Source organism: Streptomyces sp. NPDC127100, assembly GCF_042724095.1.
GTDB lineage: Bacteria > Actinomycetota > Actinomycetes > Streptomycetales > Streptomycetaceae > Streptomyces.
On sequence record NZ_JBHXFL010000014.1, the window covers coordinates 128,081 to 145,423 of the forward strand.

At 72.3% G+C, this 17,343-nt stretch carries 19 protein-coding genes; 4 read left to right on the forward strand and 15 right to left on the reverse strand.

The features are described from left to right. The first annotated feature begins 78 nt into the window (after positions 1-78). Positions 79-468: a DUF192 domain-containing protein gene (locus tag ACFWJB_RS16485; protein WP_385471848.1), complete on the forward strand. Its 390-nt coding sequence runs from the start codon at positions 79-81 to the stop codon at positions 466-468. Between the two features lie 55 nt (positions 469-523). Here ACFWJB_RS16485 and ACFWJB_RS16490 read toward each other — a convergent pair whose 3' ends face one another. The 14 genes from ACFWJB_RS16490 to ACFWJB_RS16555 all read right to left on the reverse strand — a co-directional run bounded on the left by ACFWJB_RS16490 (position 524) and on the right by ACFWJB_RS16555 (position 12,075). Beyond that, positions 524-1,150 carry an OmpA family protein gene (locus ACFWJB_RS16490; RefSeq protein WP_386922923.1) on the reverse strand — a complete coding sequence of 209 codons (627 nt, stop codon included), beginning with the start codon at positions 1,148-1,150 and terminating at the stop codon, positions 524-526. Positions 1,151-1,158: 8 nt separating this feature from the next. Beyond that, a complete protein-coding gene (locus ACFWJB_RS16495; RefSeq protein WP_385471842.1) occupies positions 1,159-1,737 on the reverse strand; it encodes a hypothetical protein in 579 nt (192 codons plus the stop codon). Positions 1,738-1,772: 35 nt separating this feature from the next. Further along, positions 1,773-2,366 carry a pilus assembly protein TadG-related protein gene (locus ACFWJB_RS16500; protein WP_386922938.1) on the reverse strand — a complete coding sequence of 198 codons (594 nt, stop codon included), beginning with the start codon at positions 2,364-2,366 and terminating at the stop codon, positions 1,773-1,775. After that, positions 2,363-2,560: a Flp family type IVb pilin gene (locus ACFWJB_RS16505; protein ID WP_385471867.1), complete on the reverse strand. Its 198-nt coding sequence runs from the start codon at positions 2,558-2,560 to the stop codon at positions 2,363-2,365. Before ACFWJB_RS16505 ends, ACFWJB_RS16500 begins: the two co-directional genes overlap by 4 nt. Positions 2,561-2,689: 129 nt before the next feature. Continuing rightward, positions 2,690-3,502, reverse strand: a complete 813-nt coding sequence (locus ACFWJB_RS16510; RefSeq protein WP_386922925.1) for a response regulator — start codon at positions 3,500-3,502, stop codon at positions 2,690-2,692. 44 nt (positions 3,503-3,546) lie between these two features. Beyond that, positions 3,547-5,121 carry a histidine kinase gene (locus ACFWJB_RS16515; RefSeq protein WP_386922927.1) on the reverse strand — a complete coding sequence of 525 codons (1,575 nt, stop codon included), beginning with the start codon at positions 5,119-5,121 and terminating at the stop codon, positions 3,547-3,549. Between the two features lie 15 nt (positions 5,122-5,136). After that, the gene (locus tag ACFWJB_RS16520) at positions 5,137-6,024 is read right to left on the reverse strand and encodes a DUF5936 domain-containing protein (protein ID WP_385471837.1); all 888 of its coding nucleotides are present in this window, start codon (positions 6,022-6,024) and stop codon (positions 5,137-5,139) included. A gap of 13 nt (positions 6,025-6,037) precedes the next feature. After that, complete coding sequence (locus ACFWJB_RS16525; RefSeq protein WP_385471834.1) at positions 6,038-6,982, reverse strand: type II secretion system F family protein; 945 nt, start codon at positions 6,980-6,982, stop codon at positions 6,038-6,040. Positions 6,983-6,991: 9 nt separating this feature from the next. Next, on the reverse strand, positions 6,992-8,329 hold the full coding sequence (locus tag ACFWJB_RS16530) for a CpaF family protein (RefSeq protein WP_385471831.1): 1,338 nt from the start codon (positions 8,327-8,329) through the stop codon (positions 6,992-6,994). Between the two features lie 33 nt (positions 8,330-8,362). After that, on the reverse strand, positions 8,363-8,740 hold the full coding sequence (locus tag ACFWJB_RS16535; RefSeq protein ID WP_385471828.1) for a TadE/TadG family type IV pilus assembly protein: 378 nt from the start codon (positions 8,738-8,740) through the stop codon (positions 8,363-8,365). Between the two features lies 1 nt (position 8,741). Next, a complete protein-coding gene (locus ACFWJB_RS16540; RefSeq protein WP_385471827.1) occupies positions 8,742-9,146 on the reverse strand; it encodes a pilus assembly protein in 405 nt (134 codons plus the stop codon). Next, positions 9,143-10,396, reverse strand: coding sequence for a CpaE family protein (locus tag ACFWJB_RS16545; RefSeq protein WP_385471824.1), 1,254 nt, complete (start codon positions 10,394-10,396; stop codon positions 9,143-9,145). The genes ACFWJB_RS16540 and ACFWJB_RS16545 overlap by 4 nt, the downstream gene beginning before the upstream one ends. A gap of 9 nt (positions 10,397-10,405) precedes the next feature. Next, the gene (cpaB, locus tag ACFWJB_RS16550) at positions 10,406-11,113 is read right to left on the reverse strand and encodes a Flp pilus assembly protein CpaB (protein ID WP_385471822.1); all 708 of its coding nucleotides are present in this window, start codon (positions 11,111-11,113) and stop codon (positions 10,406-10,408) included. 71 nt (positions 11,114-11,184) lie between these two features. Further along, positions 11,185-12,075, reverse strand: coding sequence for a hypothetical protein (locus tag ACFWJB_RS16555; protein WP_385471820.1), 891 nt, complete (start codon positions 12,073-12,075; stop codon positions 11,185-11,187). A 379-nt stretch (positions 12,076-12,454) separates the two neighbouring features. Here ACFWJB_RS16555 and ACFWJB_RS16560 point away from each other — a divergent pair, with 379 nt between their 5' ends. The 3 genes from ACFWJB_RS16560 to ACFWJB_RS16570 all read left to right on the forward strand — a co-directional run bounded on the left by ACFWJB_RS16560 (position 12,455) and on the right by ACFWJB_RS16570 (position 16,176). After that, positions 12,455-14,173 (forward strand): chitinase, encoded by a 1,719-nt coding sequence (locus ACFWJB_RS16560; protein WP_385471817.1) that lies wholly within the window; start codon positions 12,455-12,457, stop codon positions 14,171-14,173. 160 nt (positions 14,174-14,333) lie between these two features. Continuing rightward, positions 14,334-14,843, forward strand: a complete 510-nt coding sequence (locus tag ACFWJB_RS16565) for a SigE family RNA polymerase sigma factor (RefSeq protein WP_386922931.1) — start codon at positions 14,334-14,336, stop codon at positions 14,841-14,843. 55 nt (positions 14,844-14,898) lie between these two features. Beyond that, positions 14,899-16,176 carry a hypothetical protein gene (locus ACFWJB_RS16570; protein ID WP_385471813.1) on the forward strand — a complete coding sequence of 426 codons (1,278 nt, stop codon included), beginning with the start codon at positions 14,899-14,901 and terminating at the stop codon, positions 16,174-16,176. 15 nt (positions 16,177-16,191) lie between these two features. Here ACFWJB_RS16570 and ACFWJB_RS16575 read toward each other — a convergent pair. Then, positions 16,192-17,343: Nramp family divalent metal transporter (locus ACFWJB_RS16575; RefSeq protein WP_386922933.1), on the reverse strand; the 1,152-nt coding region annotated here is incomplete at its 5' end.

The following is a 17,343-nucleotide window of genomic DNA, read 5'->3' on the forward strand; positions in this document are numbered from 1 at the left end:
CACTTGGCCCGGACCGCGGGACAACGGCATTTCGCGGTCCGGCGGGGCGCCGGGGCGCGGCGCGGGGAGGGAGTCGGCATGGGGCGGCGCTGGCGGGACGGGCGGGGATGCCTGGTCGTGGCGGGCGGACCGGACGGGAGGGCGGTCACCGTGCCGCTGGAGATCGCCGCGTCCTACCGGGCCCGTACGCGGGGGCTGCTGGGGCGGGACTCGGTCGACGGGGCGCTGCTGCTGACGCCCGCCAGCAGCGTGCACACCTTCCGGATGCGGTTCCCCATCGACGTGGCCTATCTGGACCGGCGGCTCACCGTCATCGCGGTGCGCACCATGCGCCCGGGCCGGCTGGGGCTGCCGCGGCCGCGTGCCCGGCACGTGCTGGAGGCCGAGGCGGGGGCGATGGCCGGGTGGGGTGTGCGGGCCGGGGTGCGGGTGGAGGCGGTGCGGACCCCGGGGGCGGAGGAGGAGTAGGGGCGGCGAGCGGCGTCGCGGGGGCGACGCCGGCCGGTGGTCGGCTGCCGGAGCGTCACGAGGTGCGCGGGAAGGAGACCTCGACCCGGCGGTTCTTCTTGCGGCCCGCCTCCGTCGAGTTGTCGGCGATGGGGTAGTCCTCGCCGTAGCCGCGGACCTCGTAGGTGATGCCGGCGTCGCTCAGGGTCTGGGCGAGGAGGTCCTGCACGGCGTTGGCGCGCTGCTTGGACAGGACGTCGCCGTGGGCGTCGGAGCCGAGGTTGTCGGTGAAGCCGAAGACGCGGATCTTGTTCGCCTTCTGGTTCCTGATCTCCTCGGCGATGCCCGCGACCCGGGACCTGGCCTCGCCGCCGAGTTTCGCGCTGTCCTTGCCGAACAGCACCTCGGCCTGGAGCGCGAAGGTCACGTCGGTGTTGGTGTCCTCGCGTCGCTCGTCACCGCTCTGGTCCTCGACGACCGACTTGATGTCCAGCACCTTGGCCTGCGCGAGCGTGGCCCCGTCGGGGAGCTTCAGGTCGGGGTCGTTGGGATCGACGTCGACGGGAGCGGAGGCGGAGGCCCCGGTGCCCGGGGGGTCGACGGGGTCGTCGTCGGCGTGTGCGGTGGCGGCGCCGTAAAGGTTCGTGGCGAACAGAAGGGTGACGGTGGTGAGAGCCAGGGTGAGGCGGGGGGTCGGGGTCATGGTGGGCCTCACCCGGAGATCGAGATGGTCGCGCTGGCGAAGGTGGGCAGCTGGAACGTGACCTCGGTCGTGTCCGCGGGCGGGGCGGGGAACTGCATGAAGACCGCCAGGCGGTCACCGGCCTTGATGGTCGAGAAGCCCGTGGTCGTCAAGGGACGGCCCTCTGTGTCACGCAGTACGTAGTACCGCTTCTTGCCCTTGCCGTCGACGAGTGTGGCGCCGCCGAGCGACCTGCCGTTTCTGATGATCTCCGTCTCGTTGCCGCTCAGCGCGGACGGGATTGCGGCGCTCTTGTCACCGTCGTTCTTCAGCTCGCCGTTCACCGTCACGAAGCCTCCGGAGTCACGCTCGGCGGAGGTGATCTGCAGGAGAAGGCCGTTGCTCCCCTTCAGTTCGGCCTGGGGGTCCTCCGCGTCGTTCTCCTGAGCACTCGGGCCGGCGCCGCGCTCCTCGGAAGCGGAAGCCGAGGCCCTTGGCTTCTCGTCATCCCCGCCACCACCGCACCCGACGGCGCCGAAGGCCAGACTGACCAGTACGGCCAAGGTGAGCGTCCCCCGACGTGTCGGCGTCGCGATCCGAATGCTCATGTCGTGAATTCCTTCGTCACTCGTCATTGCCTTGGTCAGTCGGCCAGGTGGACGTCGAACAGGTCCTCCGGCTTCGGCAGGTCCAGGAGGTCGTCCGGATCCAGATCCCACTCCTCGCCCTTGCACGAGAGCCCGGGCAGCACGTCGTCCCCGGCGTCCTCACCGGGCAGGTCGAACGTGCAGCGGGGTTCGATGACGGCAGTCGCGGACTCCGTGGCCCTCTGCCGCTCCGTTCCGGGAACGATGGTGTCTCCCACGGTTCCGTTGGTCTCCGCGACGACGGAGTAGCCCAGGGGGCCGTCCGGCTGACAGCTCACGCTCGCGTCGTTGCTTGCCGCCAGTTCCTGGGCGCGCCAACACGCGCTGGACACGACTGCCTTGCCGTCGAAGATGTCCTGCCAGGTGTCCGGCTTCGTCACGTTCTCGAGCCACTGCGCGGCGAGTTGGTCCCTCGTCTCCAGGGCCGCCGCGAGCGCGGCAGCGTCTGCCGCCGTCTGCGCCTCGCTACGAGTCGCCGCGGCTTGGCCGACCGCGAAGTACGCGAGCGCCAGAAAGAGCAGGCCTCCCACCACCGTGATGTAGATGGGGAAAGCCTGCCCTGCGTCCCTGCCGGTACGGAGCGGGTTCAGCCACCGGTGACTTCGCCGATTTTCGCCGTGATCGCATCGAAGATCGTCTGCCCGATGTCCGTGCCCGTGATCGCCAGTACGATCGCCACCACCACCGCGATGATCCCCAGGTACTCCACCGCCGTCTGGCCCCTGTCGTTCCGCGCGGCGCGGGACGTGAGGTGTGCGACGGTCGTGTGCAGCCAGTTGCTCATGGTGTTGCCCTCCAGGGTGGCCGGTGCCGCGCTCGACGTCGGGAACGTAAGGCGGGTTCGCCCGGCCCGCCGAGGGCCCCAGGGCCCAAACGCGGGCCCAATCGCGCACCGTGGGACGGTCCATCGCGCTCACCCCAGGCCCAGCCACTTGGCGGTGGCTTCGGAGCGGCTGGTGCTGTGGAGCTTGGCGAAGATGCGGTTGATGTGGTTCTTGACCGTCTTCTCGCTGATGAAGCACGTGGCGGCGATCTGCTGGTTGTTCATGCCGGATGCGATGTGGTCCATGATCTCCACCTCCCTCGTGCTCAGCTGGAACCGCGACCTGTCGGGAGTACTTGACGACGACTGTCCCATATGCGGTTGCAGTTGCGAAAGTCCTTGTGCGGAAATCGGCCTACTTGAGCGAAGTACGGCGGAGTTGGGCCGTCTTTCTTCGTGTGCACTCGCACTTCCACGCCCCTCTTCGCGCAGCTGGGCCAGCAGCGCGTCCGCCGCCGTCGGCGTGAAGTGGGCCCGGCCGCGCCGGACGTCCCGTACCGCCGCCACCAACTGGTCGGCGGTGAACTCGCCGTGGACCAGGTATCCCCCCGCACCGCGTCGCAGGGCCTCCCGGACGGTCTCCGACTCCCCGCTGTACGTCAGCATCATGACCGAGGCGATGCCCACCAGGTACGGAAGGGCGGAGATGCCGTCCACGCCGGGCATGCGGACGTCCAGGAGGACCACGTCGGGGCGGTGACGCTGCGCGGCCTCGCAGGCCTGGCGGCCGTCGGCGGCCTCGGCGACGACCGTGATGTCCGGCCGGCCGGAGAGCAGCGCGGTGAGACCGGCGCGGACGACCGGGTTGTCGTCGGCCACGACGACCCGCAGGGCGGCGGCCGGCGCGGGCGGCGGGAAGGGGTGGAGCGGGTGGCCGTTCCCGTTCGTGTCGTCGTCCGGCATCGGGTGCGTCCTTTCCTGTCGTGGGGTCGTCGGGTACGCCGTGCTCATGCCCGCGTGCTCGCGCCGGGAGCGGGCGTCAGGGCGGACAGCGGCAGGTCCACGCGGACCTCGGTCCCCCGGGCGTGGCCGCCCCGGCCGATGCGGATGCGGGCACCCACCGAGGCCGCCCGCTCGACCATGCCGACCAGGCCGAAGTGGCCCGATCCGCTCAGGCGTTCGAGGTCGGTGTCCGCGGGGAGGCCGGTGCCGTCGTCGTGGACGCTGATGCGCAGGCAGTCGTCCCGCACGGCCGCGCGCACGTGGACGTGGGCCGGTGCGGCATGGCGGTGGGCATTCTCCAGGGCCTCGGAGACGATGGTGAGGAGCTGCCGGGCCACCGCCGGGGGCACCGGGGGGACCGGCGCGTCCGCCGCGGGCGGACGGCAGCTGGCGGGCACCCCGGTGCGGGCGGTGAACTCCCGGACCCTCTGGCCCAGTTCGGCCGCGATGTCCGTGCCCTGCGCCGGATCCGTCTCGCGGCGCAGATCGGTCAGGAGTTCGCGGGACTCGGCCGCGGCTCTGCGGGCCGAGCGGGCCACCAGTTCCGCCTGGCGCCTGGCCAGGGCCGGGTCCATGCGCCCGCTGCCCGCCGTGGCGGCCAGGCCCTCGGCCGCCAGGGCCACGCCGTGCAGGGTCTTGGCGACGGAGTCGTGCAGTTCACGGGCGAGGCGGGCGCGTTCGGCGCTCACCGCCTCGGTGACGGCCAGCCGGGCCCGGACCGCCGTCAGGGCCTCGGTGGCCGAGCCGAAACGCAGCAGCAGCCCGCGCAGGCTGGAACCCGCCGCCCCGGCGATCACGCACAGGCCCGGCAGGAGCGACGCCTCCGCCACGCCCGGGTGCGGGTCCAGCGTCGCGTGGACCAGCAGCAGGATCAGCGACTGGAGGGAGGCGAAGACGGCCGCGCCGCGCCAGCCGTAGACGAGTCCGGCGAGGAGCGGGGTGCAGACGCTGACGTAGGCGAGGGTCGTGTCGGGGCCGGCCGAGATCAGGAGCAGGGAGCCGAACAGCGTGTCCACCGCCAGGAGCGTGGGGTGGCGCAGCAGGAGGGGGCCGAAGCGCTCCCAGTCGCGGACGAGGACGTACGAGGCCATGAAGGTGACGACCACGGCGGCGCCGACCAGGCGGGCGCCCAGGCCCGGGCTGGCGTTGAGGAGGGCGGCGGGGGCGGCCAGCGCGATCATGGCCAGGCGGAAGCCGAAGACCTGGCGGCACAGGGCCTGCAGCGCGTTGACCTGGAGGGTGAGCGCGGGTGCCGCCGTCGCCTCCCCGGGGCCGGGGGACGGCCCCTCCGCGGCCGGCGCGGCGTCCGGGCGTACGGCGCTGTCGACGGCCGGCCGGTCCGGTGCCGGGCGCCCAGGGGTTACCGGCGGCGGCCCCGAGGATGCCCGGCCCGGCGGCAGCACGGGCGTCGCCGGGGCGTCCGGGGCGGGGCCGTGGGCGGTGCGGGCGGGCGGGGGCGCGGGCAGGGCGGCGAGCGGCGGGGCCGGCCGCGGCGGACGGCGGCGGCGCGGCGTGCGGGCGGGCCGGTCGTCCGGCTGCCGTGCCGTCAGGTCCCTCGCCGGTGGGTTGGTCGTGGCCATGCCGTCCGTCCTCCCCTACTCACCCGTGATCGTTCCGAAGTCCGTGCCGGAGCCGAGGATCAGTCCGGCGCCGAGCAGGATCATCGTGGCCGGGACCATGAACGTCGTGATCATCATCGTGGCCTTGGGGACGGCCCGGGCAGCCTTGCGGCGGGCGTTCTGGGCGTCCGTGCGGCGCATGTCCTTGGCCAGGGACACCAGGGTGTCCACGATGGGGGCGCCCAGTTCCTCGCCCTGCTGGAGTGCCGTCACGAACATCGCCACCTGTTCGGAGTCGTTGCGCCGGCGCAGTTCCGCGAAGGCCTGGCGGCGGCTCATGCCGAGGTCCATCTGGCGCAGGGTGATGCGCAGTTCGTCGGCCCAGGGGCCCTCGTAGCGCATCGAGACGCGGTCCAGGGCCTGGCGGAAGCCGAGGCCGGCGCTGACCACGACGGCCAGGACGTCGAGGAAGTCGGGGAGCGTGCGCTCGATGACGTCCTTGCGGATGCGGATCGCCGACCAGATGCCCACCTCGGTCCAGAACGCCCCGAAGGCCAGCAGCAGCAGCGCGACGAGGAGCTGGCCGCGCAGGAGGAAGACCAGGAAGCCGACGGCGCCCAGGAAGCCGTAGACGGCGCGGCGTGCGGCGTAGCGGTCGATGGTCAGGCCGCCGGGGTTGCCGGCCAGGTCGATGCGGCGGCGGTACCTGGCGACCAGGGCCGGGCCCATCAGGCGCTGGACGGCGGGGGCGTAGCGCATGCCCAGGCGGTCGACCAGGGAGTCGACGGCGCCGGTGCGGGTGGAGCCGACCTCCAGGGCGAGGGCGAGGTCGCCGGGGAGCTTGGCGTCGGCCCGGTACATGCGGATGCCGGCGAAGGCGCCCCAGACGCTCAGGCCCATGACCAGTGCGAGCAGCAGTCCCATGGCTCCTCCTTCCTCAGACGTCGATGCGGGACAGGCGGCGGATGAGGACGAAGCCGACGGCGTAGAGGCCGAAGGCGACGATCACCGCGCCCTGGCCGACCGGGGAGCCCGTCATGCGCTCCAGGGCGCCGTCCTTCACCCCGTTCATCAGGAACAACGAGCCGACGCCCAGCACCGGCACGGCGTACGACGTCATGCTGACCTGGGAGAGCTGGGTGCGGACCTCGCGCCGGGTCTCCTTGCGTTCCTCCAGCGTCTCCGTCAGGTTGCGCAGCGCGCTGACCACCTGGCCGCCCGCCCGGTTGGACAGGACGAGGGTGGTGACCAGGACGACGAGCTCGCGGGAGGGGAGGCGTTCGGCGAGTTCGCCGAGGGCGTCGTCCATCGAGGAGCCGATGGCCAGCTGGTCGGCCACCTTGCCGAGTTCCTCGCCGGCCGGGGCCTCCAGCTCCTCCGCCGCCATGCCGATGGCGGTGCGCAGGGCGAGGCCGGCCTGGGTGGCGTTGGCGAGGATGCGGGCGAGTTCGGGAAGCTGGTTGATGAACTTCTCGATGCGCTTCTGGCGTTGCCAGGTGAGGAACTGGAGCGCCGCCCAGATGCCCAGCAGGCCCGCGAGCGGGCCGAAGAACGGCGCCAGGGCGGCCTGCCCGACCAGCCACAGGCCCGCGACCGCGGCGACCATGCAGGCGAAGAACTCGCCGGGGGTGATGTCCAGGCCGGTCGCCGCCAGGCGCAGTTCCAGTCTCCGGCCCGCTTTCGTGCGGCGCAGGCGGCGGTCCAGGGTGCGGAAGCGGCGCCTGCGCCCGGCGGAGGGGAGCTGCCCGGTGGCGGAGAGACGGTCGACCAGGGCCTCGCGCTGGGCCTTGCCCGCGGCGTAGGAGTGCAGGCCGACGACCGCCAGGACGCAGGTCAGCAGCGTGATGCCGGTGGTGAGCGTGACGAGCGTGTGCAGTTCCATCGGGCGGTCCTACCTGGCTTCTCGGGTGGCGAGCTGTTCCGCGGAGTGGGCCACGCCGAAGGCCTGCGGGATGGGCTGGCTCGCCATGTACAGGCGTTCGGCGGTGCGGCGCGGGAGGGGGTAGTACTCGAAGGCGCCGTAGATCCGGCCGTCGGCGGTCATCGGCCGGGCGTTGAAGCGGGCGACCGTGGCCAGGCGGTAGGGCTCGCCGCCGTGGCTGGTTAGCAGGGCGACCTCGGTGATGCGGCGGGCTCCGTCGGCGAACCGGGTGAGCTGCACGATGACGTCGACGGAGCTGTTGATCTGGTCGTGCAGGGCGACGAAGGGGATCTCGACGTCCGACATGGAGGCCAGGGTCTGGAGCCGCATCAGGGCGTCCTCGGCGCTGTTGGCGTGGACGGTGGCGAGCGATCCGTCGTGGCCGGTGGACATGGCCTGGAGCATGTCCAGGGACTCGCCGCCGCGGACCTCGCCGACGACGATGCGGTCGGGGCGCATGCGCAGCGAGTTGCGGACCAGGTCGCGGATGGTGACCCGGCCCTTGCCCTCGACGTTGGGCGGGCGGGACTCCAGGCGGATCACGTGGGCCTGCTGGAGCTGGAGTTCGGCGGAGTCCTCGATGGTGATGATGCGTTCGGTCTCGGGGATCAGGCCGGAGAGGGCGTTGAGCAGGGTCGTCTTCCCGGTGCCCGTCGCGCCCGAGACGATGATGTTGAAGCGGGCCTGCACCAGTCCGGCCAGCAGGTACAGCATGTGCTCGTCGAGCGAGCCGAGGCCGATCAGTTCCTGCAGGGTGAAGGAGCGCGGGAAGCGGCGGATGGTGAGCGTGGCGCCGGTCAGGGACAGCGGCGGGATGATGACGTTGACGCGCTCGCCGGAGGGGAGGCGGGCGTCGACCATCGGATTGGACTCGTCCACGCGGCGGTTGACGGTGGAGACGATCCGCTCGATGGTCTGCATCAGCTGGTCCTCGGAGGCGAAGCGCAGCGGGAGCTGTTCCACGCGGCCACCGCGCTCGACGAAGATCGAGTCCGGCCCGTTGACCATGATCTCGGTGATCGAGGCGTCCTCCAGCAGGGGTTCGAGGATGCCGAGACCGAGGGCCTCGTCCACGACCCGGCGGATCAGCTGGGAGCGCTCGACCGTGGACAGGACCGGGCCCTCGCGGCTGATGATGTGCCCGAGGACGCGCTCCAGCCGGGCCCGGCGCTCGGCCATGGCGAGCGAGCTCATCTCCGCGAGGTCGATCTCCTCCAGGAGCTTGGCCCGGTAGGAGGCGACGAGGTGTCCGTCCTCGCCCCGGCCGCCGTGCTCCTCGGGTGCGTGGATGCGTGCGCGCAGGCTCATGCGTCCGGTGCTCCTTGCTCCTCGTTCACGCCGTCACTCGTCCGCTCGGTGGTCGAGCGGCATGGTCGCCGTCCTGGTCGCGTCGCCGAAGTCCCAGCCCGGCACGACGGAGGGGATGGCGACGGAGGCGGTGACCGTCACCTCGTCGCCGCCGTACGAGGGCGGGCAGTCGGTGCCGTCGGCCAGCCAGTCGCTGACCGCCGTGGTGCAGGCCTCCTGGGCGCTCTCCTGGAGCGAGGCCCCCCGCGCGCCGGCGCGGGCCGCCGTGCCGGCCTGCTGGGCGGTGTAGGCGATGAGGCCCAGCTGTACGGCGGCCAGGGCCACGATGATCAGGATCGGGAGGAAGCCGAGGTACTCGATGGCGACCTGACCGCGGTCGCCGGCCCGTCGCTTCCGGTGGGGGTACGGCATGTCAGTCGTCCTCCTCCTCGACCGCCCCCGCGTGCCCGTGCACGGTGAAGGGGAAGCCGACGGTGCCCGGGAAGAGGATGGGGACCTCGAGCCGCACGTCGGCCGTGACGTATCCGTTCGCGGTGCCGCACTCCACTCCGGCGCCCCCCTCCCAGGCCCCCGGCAGCTTGTCCCGGCCGGCGTCCTGGCAGGCTCCCTGCCGCTCCCCCGGGCCGGCCGCCGTCGCCGCGCGTACCGCCTCGTCCGCAGCATTACCCGCGAGGGTGAACGTGTATCCCACGAGGACGAGCTGCCACAGCACCACCAGCGTGACGATGATCGTCGGCGTCATGCCGAGGAACTCGATGGTGACCTGCCCGCGGTCGCGGTGGCGGCCGCCGGGGCCGAGTAAGCCGTGCGTCCTCATCCCCCACCGTCCTTCCGGCGCCGGAGGCTCACCGACCCGCGGTCGCTGCGGAACCGGCCGCCCTTGCGGTCGCCCCCGGCCGCCCCGACCAGCTCCAGCTCGCCCGCGAGGGCCCACAGGGCCTGCTTCACGGTGCTCTTGCCGTCGAGTTCGTGGATGCGCCCGGAGTCCACGGCGCCCTGGAGTTCCTTGAAGGCCGCGGGGACGGTGGTGGCGGCGACCGCCGTGCCGGTGATCCTGCGGATCAGCGGGGGCTGGATCTCGGTACCGCGCGTGTGCCGGTTGACGACCACGGTCGTCTCCTCGGCCTTGCGGATCTGGAGCCGGTCCCACATCCGCACGGCCCGCTTGGCGCCCCGGACGGCGATCACGTCCGGGGTGGTGACCAGCAGCGCCGTGTCGGCCATCTCCACGGCGGCCGCGCCCGCTCCGCCGAGCTGGGCGCCGCAGTCGATGACGACGACCTCGTAGCGGGAGCGCAGGGCGCTGACGACCTGGCGGGCGGCGCGGTCGGTGACCTCCTCGCCGCGTTCGCCCTCGCCGGGGGCGAGCAGCAGGGCGAGGCCGGTGTCGTGGCGGAAGACCGCGTCGGCCAGGACGCGCGGCGAGATGTCGTTGATGGCGGCCAGGTCGACCACGGAGCGGCGGAACTGGACGTCCAGGTAGGAGGCGACGTCGCCGGACTGGAGGTCCAGGTCGACCAGGGCGGTGGCGCGGCCCGACGCCTGGGCGGCGAGCGCCAGCTGGACGGCGGTCAGGGTCGCCCCGACCCCGCCCTTGGCTCCGCTGACCGTGACGACGGTGCCGCCGGCGCCGGTGAACACGTCGCCGCCGCTGCCGAGGTGCCGGCGGACGCCCACCGACCACTGGGCCACGGCCTGGACGCGGCTGGCGAGTTCCTCGTAGCCGAGCGGCAGGGCGACCAGGCCGCGGGCGCCGTAGTCCATGGCGGCCTGGAAGAGGCCGGGGCTCGCGTCGGAGGTGACGAGGATGACGCCGACGGCCGGGAAGCGCAGCGCCACCTCGCGGATCAGCTCCAGCGCCGGGACGGGGCCGATGCGCTCGTGGACCACGACGACCTCGGGCAGTTCGTCGACCGACTCGGCGGCCAGCCGGGCGAGGGTGTCGACGAGCTGGGTGGAGTCGGCCACGGGGGCCACGGGTTCGGCGTCCGGGAGCTGGCTGAGCAGGGTCGTGATGGACCGTACGGCGTCCGCGTCGCCGCCTGCCGGCAGGATCCTCGTGGGCATGCGGGCCTCTCACTTGTCCTTCGCGAGTTCGTACGTACGGTCCTTGTCCGGGACCGTGGTGCCGCTGCCCGGCGCCACGAGCGCGAGCCGGACCCGCTGGGCGAACGACTCGGCGTAGGTGATGCGCTGGGCGTCGATGGTGGACAGGGCGAAGGTGATGGGGACCGCGTCGGTGGGCCGGCGGTCGCTGCTCTTGTCGCCGGGCTGGAGCGAGGTGAGTTCGCCGACGTCGATGACCCTGGCGTTCGTCACGATGATCCTGGAGAGGTCGGGGGCGCCCTCGCGTTCCCCCTCGAAGGTGGCGTAGACGTTCACGGTGGCGCCCGGCGTGATCTTGCCGGCGACTCCGGTCGCGGCGTCGATCATGATGGCGACCTCCTGCTGCCCCGGCTGGAGGGCGGGCTGGTCGACGATCATGTCGCTCTGGAGCAGCGAGCCCTTCTTGAGGGTCGTCACGGCGATCTTGCCGCGGATCCGGGAGAGGTCCGTGACCGCGTTGTCCGACAGCCAGCGCTCGGGCATCTCGATCTTCTCGAACTGGTCCGCGCTGAGGGACGTGTAGGGCGCCACGTCGCCCTTGACCTGGTAGGCGGTGACCTCGGGGCCGACCTTGGACTTCGCGTCGTCGATGACGGACAGCACGCCGGCGAAGGCACCGAGGGCGCAGAGGACCGACAGGATCAGCAGGATGATGCCGCGGCGCTGGCGGGAGTTCATGGGCCGTGCAACCTCATTGGGGGAATCGGTCGAGCCGGAACGGAGGACGGGACGAGCTGAACGGGGCGGGCCTACCCGGTGAGCGCGCGTCTGCCGCGTCGGAGCTCACGGCGGGGTCCGGGGTCGGGGGCGGGGCGGGCGTCGTCGGCGGGCGGGGTCGCGGAGCAGAAGACGCAGCGGTCGCCGATGACGTCGATGCCGCACCAGTGGCAGCTGCTGCGCCGCACCGAGGTGACGAGCTGGTAGAGCACCGACAGGTCGGGCAGGTAGGCGCAGAACTCGGTGAGCCTGCCGGTCCCCCACCAGGCGGAGGACTCCGCGGGGAGCGGGGCCTCGTGCAGCCCCTGGACCTTCCAGGACGGGGCCAGGGTGCCGGTGACCCAGTCGGACGCGAGCTGTCCCTTGGCGTGCAGCAGCCAGGTCCCGAACTCGGGTCCGGCGAGGGCCGCGTCCGGGCCGATCCGCACCAGCTGCGGCTCGGGGTGGGCCACGACGCCGAACTGGCTGCCCGGCATCCACGACTTGGCGTGCGACTTCAGCGTCACGGGGACGCGGTCGAGCCGGGCGACGGAGCCGAGCAGCGCGCCGGAGTGGAGGTAGTGGGTGAGGAGCCGGCCGGCCGAGGCGAGGACGCCGGGGCCGAGGTCGCAGGAGGCGAGCTGCCGTAACTGGCGGGCCAGTACGGCGATTCCGAGCGGCGGCAGGGCCGGACGGAACAGGGCGATCCGGTCGGTCTCCAGCAGGGACCGGACGGTGTGCAGCCGCCGCTCCACCTCCGGTGAGACGCCCTGCGAGCCGACCACGATCACGTGCCCGTGCTGCTCGACCAGCGTCTGCATCTCGCCCAGCACCTGCTCCAGCGGCCGCCGGCCTACGTCCTGGAGCACGGCCGCGGGCACGGTCCGTTCGTCCTGCGGCGGCAGTGCCATGTCGGCACTGGTCACGGCAATGGCAGTTGGCACGCGCGGCTCCCCGTCTCCCCATGCCCCCGGGCCGGCCGGTATCGCTTCGGCCCACCCGGACGACTTCACTGCGTGACTACGTGAGCACTGTAACCACGCGTCTGTGACCGGAGAACAGCGTTTCTGTACCTCATGGGGGAACTTACGGCGCACAAGAGACGGCAAACCGGGACAGTCCGAGCAATCCGCCACCGGCACGGGCTCCCAAGGGCGGGCCGCCCGGCCATCCGTCGGCGCCGCGGCCATCTTCCGCGCTCGCCGCGCGAGTTGGTCCGTACCTACCTCTTGACACCTTCAATTGGTCTGGACCACCTTGTACGTCAGCGGTGGCCACCGTGCGTTCCTCCCCCTTCCTCCCCACTCCCCACCGGAGGCCCCAGTGGAGCCCGTACACAGACGGCGCGGACATCGACGGATACGGGTCGGGTCCGTGGTCGGCGCCGTGACCGCCGCTCTCGCGCTCACCGTCAGCGCCGTCGGCCAGGCGTCCGCCGCGGACGTCAACAACGCCAGGAACGCCGGCTTCGAGGCCGGCCTCGGCAACTGGACCTGCTCCGCGAACAGCGGTACGACCGTCGCCTCCCCCACGCACTCCGGCACCGCCGCGCTCAGGGCGACGCCCGGCGGGCAGGACAACGCCCGCTGCGCGCAAACGGTCAAGGTGCAGCCCAACTCCACGTACACGCTGAGCGCGTGGGTCCAGGGCGGTTACTCCTACCTGGGCGTGACCGGCACCGGGACGACGGACGTGTCGACCTGGACCCCGGACTCGGCCTCCTGGAAGCAGCTCTCGACGAGCTTCCGGACCGGCGCCTCGACGACCTCGGTGTCCGTGTACACGCACGGCTGGTACGGGCAGGCGGCGTACTACGTCGACGACGTGTCCGTGTACGGCCCCGACGGGGGCGGCGGCGGCCAGGAGCCCGAGCCGACCGTTCCGGCCGCCCCGGCCGGGCTGAGCGTCTCCGGCACGACCCCCTCCTCCGCCTCGCTGGCCTGGAACGCGGTGTCCGGCGCCACCGGCTACAGCGTCTACCGCGACGGCACCAAGGTGACGGCCGTGACCGGCACCTCGGCCACCGTGACCGGCCTCGCGGCCTCGACGTCGTACTCCTTCCAGGTCACGGCGACGAACGCGGCCGGCGAGTCCGCCCGGTCGGCGGCCGTGACGGCCCGTACGGCGGACCCCGGCAACGGCGGTGGCGGCGGTGACGTGCCCAAGCACGCCGTCACCGGGTACTGGCAGAACTTCAACAACGGTGCCGCCGTCCAGAAGATCTCGGACGTCTCCGCCCAGTACGACATCATCGCCGTGTCCTTCGCGGACGCGACGGCGACGCCGGGCGCCGTGACCTTCAACCTCGACTCGGCCGGGCTGAACGGCTACACCGTCGACCAGTTCAAGGCGGACATCCGCGCCAAGCAGGCGGCCGGGAAGAAGGTCATCATCTCGATCGGCGGCGAGAAGGGCACCGTCTCGGTCAACGACTCCGCCTCCGCGACCAACTTCGCGAACTCCGTCTACTCCCTGATGCAGACGTACGGCTTCGACGGCGTCGACATCGACCTGGAGAACGGGCTCAACCCGACGTACATGACGCAGGCCCTGCGCGCCCTGTCGGCCAAGGCCGGTCCGGACATGGTCCTCACCATGGCTCCGCAGACCATCGACATGCAGTCGACGTCCGGCGGGTACTTCAGGACGGCGCTGAACGTGAAGGACATCCTCACCGTCGTCAACATGCAGTACTACAACAGCGGTTCCATGCTGGGCTGCGACGGCAAGGTGTACTCCCAGGGCACCGTCGACTTCCTCACCGCCCTGGCCTGCATCCAGCTGGAGGGCGGCCTCGACCCGTCCCAGGTCGGGCTGGGCCTGCCGGCCTCCACCCGCGCCGCCGGCGGCGGCTACGTGGCACCGAGCGTCGTGAACAACGCCCTCGACTGCCTGACCAAGGGCACGAACTGCGGCACCTTCAAGCCGTCCAGGACGTACCCGTCGCTGCGGGGCGCCATGACCTGGTCCACGAACTGGGACGCGACGTCCGGCAACGCCTGGTCGAACGCGGTGGGAGCGCACGTGCACGCGCTGCCGTAGCCCGTACGGATCCGCGCCCGCCCCTGCCCACGGCGACGTGGGCGGGGGCGGTGTCGTCTCCGGCGCCGGAACGCCCCGCGCACCGCATAAAACATTTTCCGTGCCCCGCCGCATCGATGAGGTGAAGGCAGTACCGGACGAGCGCAGGGGGACGTGTCGCATGGGGCAGGGGCGGGCGGACGACTACGCCGAGTTCGCGGGGGCGCGGGCCGGGCATCTGTACCGGTCCGCGTGTCTGCTCACCGCCGGGGACACGCATCTGGCCGAGGACCTCGTGCAGGAGGCCCTCGGCCGGCTGTACGTCCGCTGGGGGCGCGTGTCCCGGGCCGAGAACCCCGCCGCGTACGCGCAGACCGTGCTCACCCGGGCGTTCCTCGCCCACCAGCGGCGGCGCAGCAGCGGCGAGCGGGCCACGGACGTGTTCCCCGACCTGCCCGGCACCGCCGACGGGGACGCGCCGCTGCGGCTGACCCTGCTGGCCGCGCTCGCCCGGCTGCCCGCCAAGGACCGGGCCGTCATCGTCCTGCGGTACTGGGAGGACCGCTCCGTGGAACAGACCGCCGACGTGCTCAACGTCAGCTCGGCGGCCGTGCGGACCCGGTACTCGCGCGCGCTCGGCCGGCTGCGGGAGCTGCTGGGCGAGGACCTCGCGGAGTACGCCAGACCCTGACGCGCCCCTTCCGCCCCGCCTCTCTCCTCTCACCTTGCCGAAAGGGTGGTTCGCCATGCCCGGAACCCAGCACCAGGATCCCTTCGAGGACCGGCTCACCGCCGCCCTGCGCGAGGCCGGCGACGGCTTCGACACCGACCGGACGGCGCTGGCCGCCGGTGGCCGGGCCCGCGGGCGCCGCGCCCGGCTGCGGCGGCGGGCCGGTGTGCTCGGCGGGGCGGCCGGCATCGCCCTGATCGGCGTCGGCGGGGCGCTGCTCCTGCCGGACGGCGGTGACCCCGCCGGGGCGCGGGGGGCGACCCCGGCGGCAGCGCCGAAGGCCACCGCCGCGAGCCCCGCGCCCACCGCGTCATTCTCAGGGGACGATCTCATCCGGGCCCTCACGGAGCTGCTGCCCGAGGGCGAGGTCAGCGGGGAGCAGGCCCAGGGCACCGGCCCGGGGCTGCCCCCGTACGCCCACCTCGTGTTCGACGACGGCCGGGGCGCGGCGGCCGTCGGCATCAGCCTCGACCGGCTGGAGCCGGGCAGCCGGGACGTCCGGGAGCGGACGACCTGCCCGGACAAGGCCATGGTCCCGTACGACGCCTGCACCACCGACCGGCTGCCCGACGGCTCGGTGCTCATGGTCTACCAGGGCTATGAGTACCCCGACCGGCGCGTGGACACCAAGTGGTGGTCGGCGGAGCTGGTCACGGCCCGGGGACAGCACGTGTCGCTGAGCGAGTGGAACGCGCCGGCGGAGAAGGACGCCGCGATCACCCGGGACCGGCCGCCGCTGACGCCCGCACAGTTGCGGGAGATCGTCACCGCCGACGTGTGGCGCCGCGTCGTGGACGCGATCCCCGAGGACCCGAAGGCGGAGGCCAGGAAGAAGGCGGCGGCGTCCGCGGCACCGGCCCGCGAGCCCGAGGCGTCGGGCGCGGTGATCGGGAAGACTCTGGAGTCGCTGCTGCCCGACGGGGCGGACGTCGTCTCGCGCGGCGACCAGGAGACGGGGTACGGCTATCTCGTCCTCGACGACGGCGAGGGCCGTAGCCTCGTCCAGATCAACGTGCAGCCCGACATGCGGGACGTCGCCGACCAGCTCTACGGCTCCGCCGGGACCCGACCCGACGGCACCCGGGTCGCCACCTCGCAGGGGCCCGGCGAGAAGGGCGGCGCCGGGGTCGTGATGTGGACCGTCGACACCATGCGGCCCGGCGGCCTCCGCGTCGTGGTCAGCGCCTTCAACACCGGCGCCCAGCACGAGGACGCCACCCGTGACGCCCCCGCGCTGACCATGGAGCAGCTCGAGCGGATCGCGCTCAGCCCGAAGTGGGACCGGGTGCGCTGATCCCGCCCGCCCGGGTCAGAAGAACTCCGACCACGGCTGGTCCCAGACCTGCTTCACGCACAGCACCAGGAACAGCAGGCCGGCGACGGCGAGCATGCCGTTGCTCAGTGCGCCGTTGCGCCACGCCCGGGGCGTGCGGGAGGAGTTGAGGAGCCAGATCAGGGTGAGGGCGAGGAAGGGCATGAAGGCGGCGCCCAGGACGCCGTAGATGATGATCAGGCGGAAGGGCTGGCCCTGGAAGAGCAGGACGACGGGCGGGAAGGTGAGCCAGAGCAGGTAGGCGCGGAAGGCCCAGGAGCGTTCGCGGCGCCCCGAGGCCAGCTCGTCGCCGCGCGCCTCCCGCTCGCCCCGCTGCCGGGCCAGGAAGTCGGCGAACATCAGGCTCACGCCGTGCCAGACGCCGATCAGCGAGGTGAAGGAGGTGGCGAAGAAGCCGATCAGGAAGAGCTTGCCGGTCGCGGTGCCGTACTCGTCCTCCAGGACGTCCCCGAGCTGGATCAGGCCCTTGTCGCCGCTCGCGATGGCGATGTTCGCCGAGTGCAGCAGCTCGGCGCCGACGAACAGCATCGCGACGACGAAGATGCCGGTGGTGGCGTAGGCCACCCGGTTGTCGAGGCGCATGACCTTCATCCAGCCGGTGCCGGTCCAGCCCTTGGCGTTGACCCAGTAGCCGTAGGCGGCCAGCGTGATCGTGCCGCCGACACCGCCGATCAGGCCGAGGGTGTTGAGGACGGAGTCCTTCTCGTCCGGGAGGACGGGGAGGAGGCCGGCGAAGGCGTCGCCCAGATGGGGGGTGACCCGGACGGCCAGGTAGACCGTCACCACGAACATGACGCCCACCAGGACCGTCATGACCTTCTCGAAGACGGCGTACTTGTTGAACCAGACGAAGACCAGGCCGGTCAGTCCGCAGGCCACGCCCCACCACTCGAGGTCCATCACGTCGGGGAACAGGGCCTGGAGCGGCAGGGCGCTGGACGACATCGCCGCCGCGCCGTAGACGAAGCCCCAGATCACGGCGTAGACCGCGAAGAACCACATGGTCCAGCGGCCGAGGCTCGCCCAGCCGTCGAAGAGCGTGCGGCCGGTGGCCAGATGCCCCCGGCCCACACCCTCACCCACGGAGAACAAACCCAAACAACCACCAAAATCCCCCCAAACAACCGA

What these genes read in the sequence shown, in the direction of transcription:
- ACFWJB_RS16540 (WP_385471827.1), bottom strand. Translation starts at nt 9,146, where the DNA reads ATGAGGACGCACGGCTTACTCGGCCCCGGCGGCCGCCACCGCGACCGC.
- ACFWJB_RS16530 (WP_385471831.1), bottom strand. Translation starts at nt 8,329, where the DNA reads ATGAGCCTGCGCGCACGCATCCACGCACCCGAGGAGCACGGCGGCCGG.
- ACFWJB_RS16505 (WP_385471867.1), bottom strand. Translation starts at nt 2,560, where the DNA reads ATGAGCAACTGGCTGCACACGACCGTCGCACACCTCACGTCCCGCGCC.
- ACFWJB_RS16515 (WP_386922927.1), bottom strand. Translation starts at nt 5,121, where the DNA reads ATGGCCACGACCAACCCACCGGCGAGGGACCTGACGGCACGGCAGCCG.
- cpaB (WP_385471822.1), bottom strand. Translation starts at nt 11,113, where the DNA reads ATGAACTCCCGCCAGCGCCGCGGCATCATCCTGCTGATCCTGTCGGTC.
- ACFWJB_RS16485 (WP_385471848.1), top strand. Translation starts at nt 79, where the DNA reads ATGGGGCGGCGCTGGCGGGACGGGCGGGGATGCCTGGTCGTGGCGGGC.
- ACFWJB_RS16545 (WP_385471824.1), bottom strand. Translation starts at nt 10,396, where the DNA reads ATGCCCACGAGGATCCTGCCGGCAGGCGGCGACGCGGACGCCGTACGG.
- ACFWJB_RS16535 (WP_385471828.1), bottom strand. Translation starts at nt 8,740, where the DNA reads ATGCCGTACCCCCACCGGAAGCGACGGGCCGGCGACCGCGGTCAGGTC.
- ACFWJB_RS16520 (WP_385471837.1), bottom strand. Translation starts at nt 6,024, where the DNA reads ATGGGACTGCTGCTCGCACTGGTCATGGGCCTGAGCGTCTGGGGCGCC.
- ACFWJB_RS16495 (WP_385471842.1), bottom strand. Translation starts at nt 1,737, where the DNA reads ATGAGCATTCGGATCGCGACGCCGACACGTCGGGGGACGCTCACCTTG.
- ACFWJB_RS16490 (WP_386922923.1), bottom strand. Translation starts at nt 1,150, where the DNA reads ATGACCCCGACCCCCCGCCTCACCCTGGCTCTCACCACCGTCACCCTT.
- ACFWJB_RS16510 (WP_386922925.1), bottom strand. Translation starts at nt 3,502, where the DNA reads ATGCCGGACGACGACACGAACGGGAACGGCCACCCGCTCCACCCCTTC.
- ACFWJB_RS16565 (WP_386922931.1), top strand. Translation starts at nt 14,334, where the DNA reads ATGGGGCAGGGGCGGGCGGACGACTACGCCGAGTTCGCGGGGGCGCGG.
- ACFWJB_RS16570 (WP_385471813.1), top strand. Translation starts at nt 14,899, where the DNA reads ATGCCCGGAACCCAGCACCAGGATCCCTTCGAGGACCGGCTCACCGCC.
- ACFWJB_RS16525 (WP_385471834.1), bottom strand. Translation starts at nt 6,982, where the DNA reads ATGGAACTGCACACGCTCGTCACGCTCACCACCGGCATCACGCTGCTG.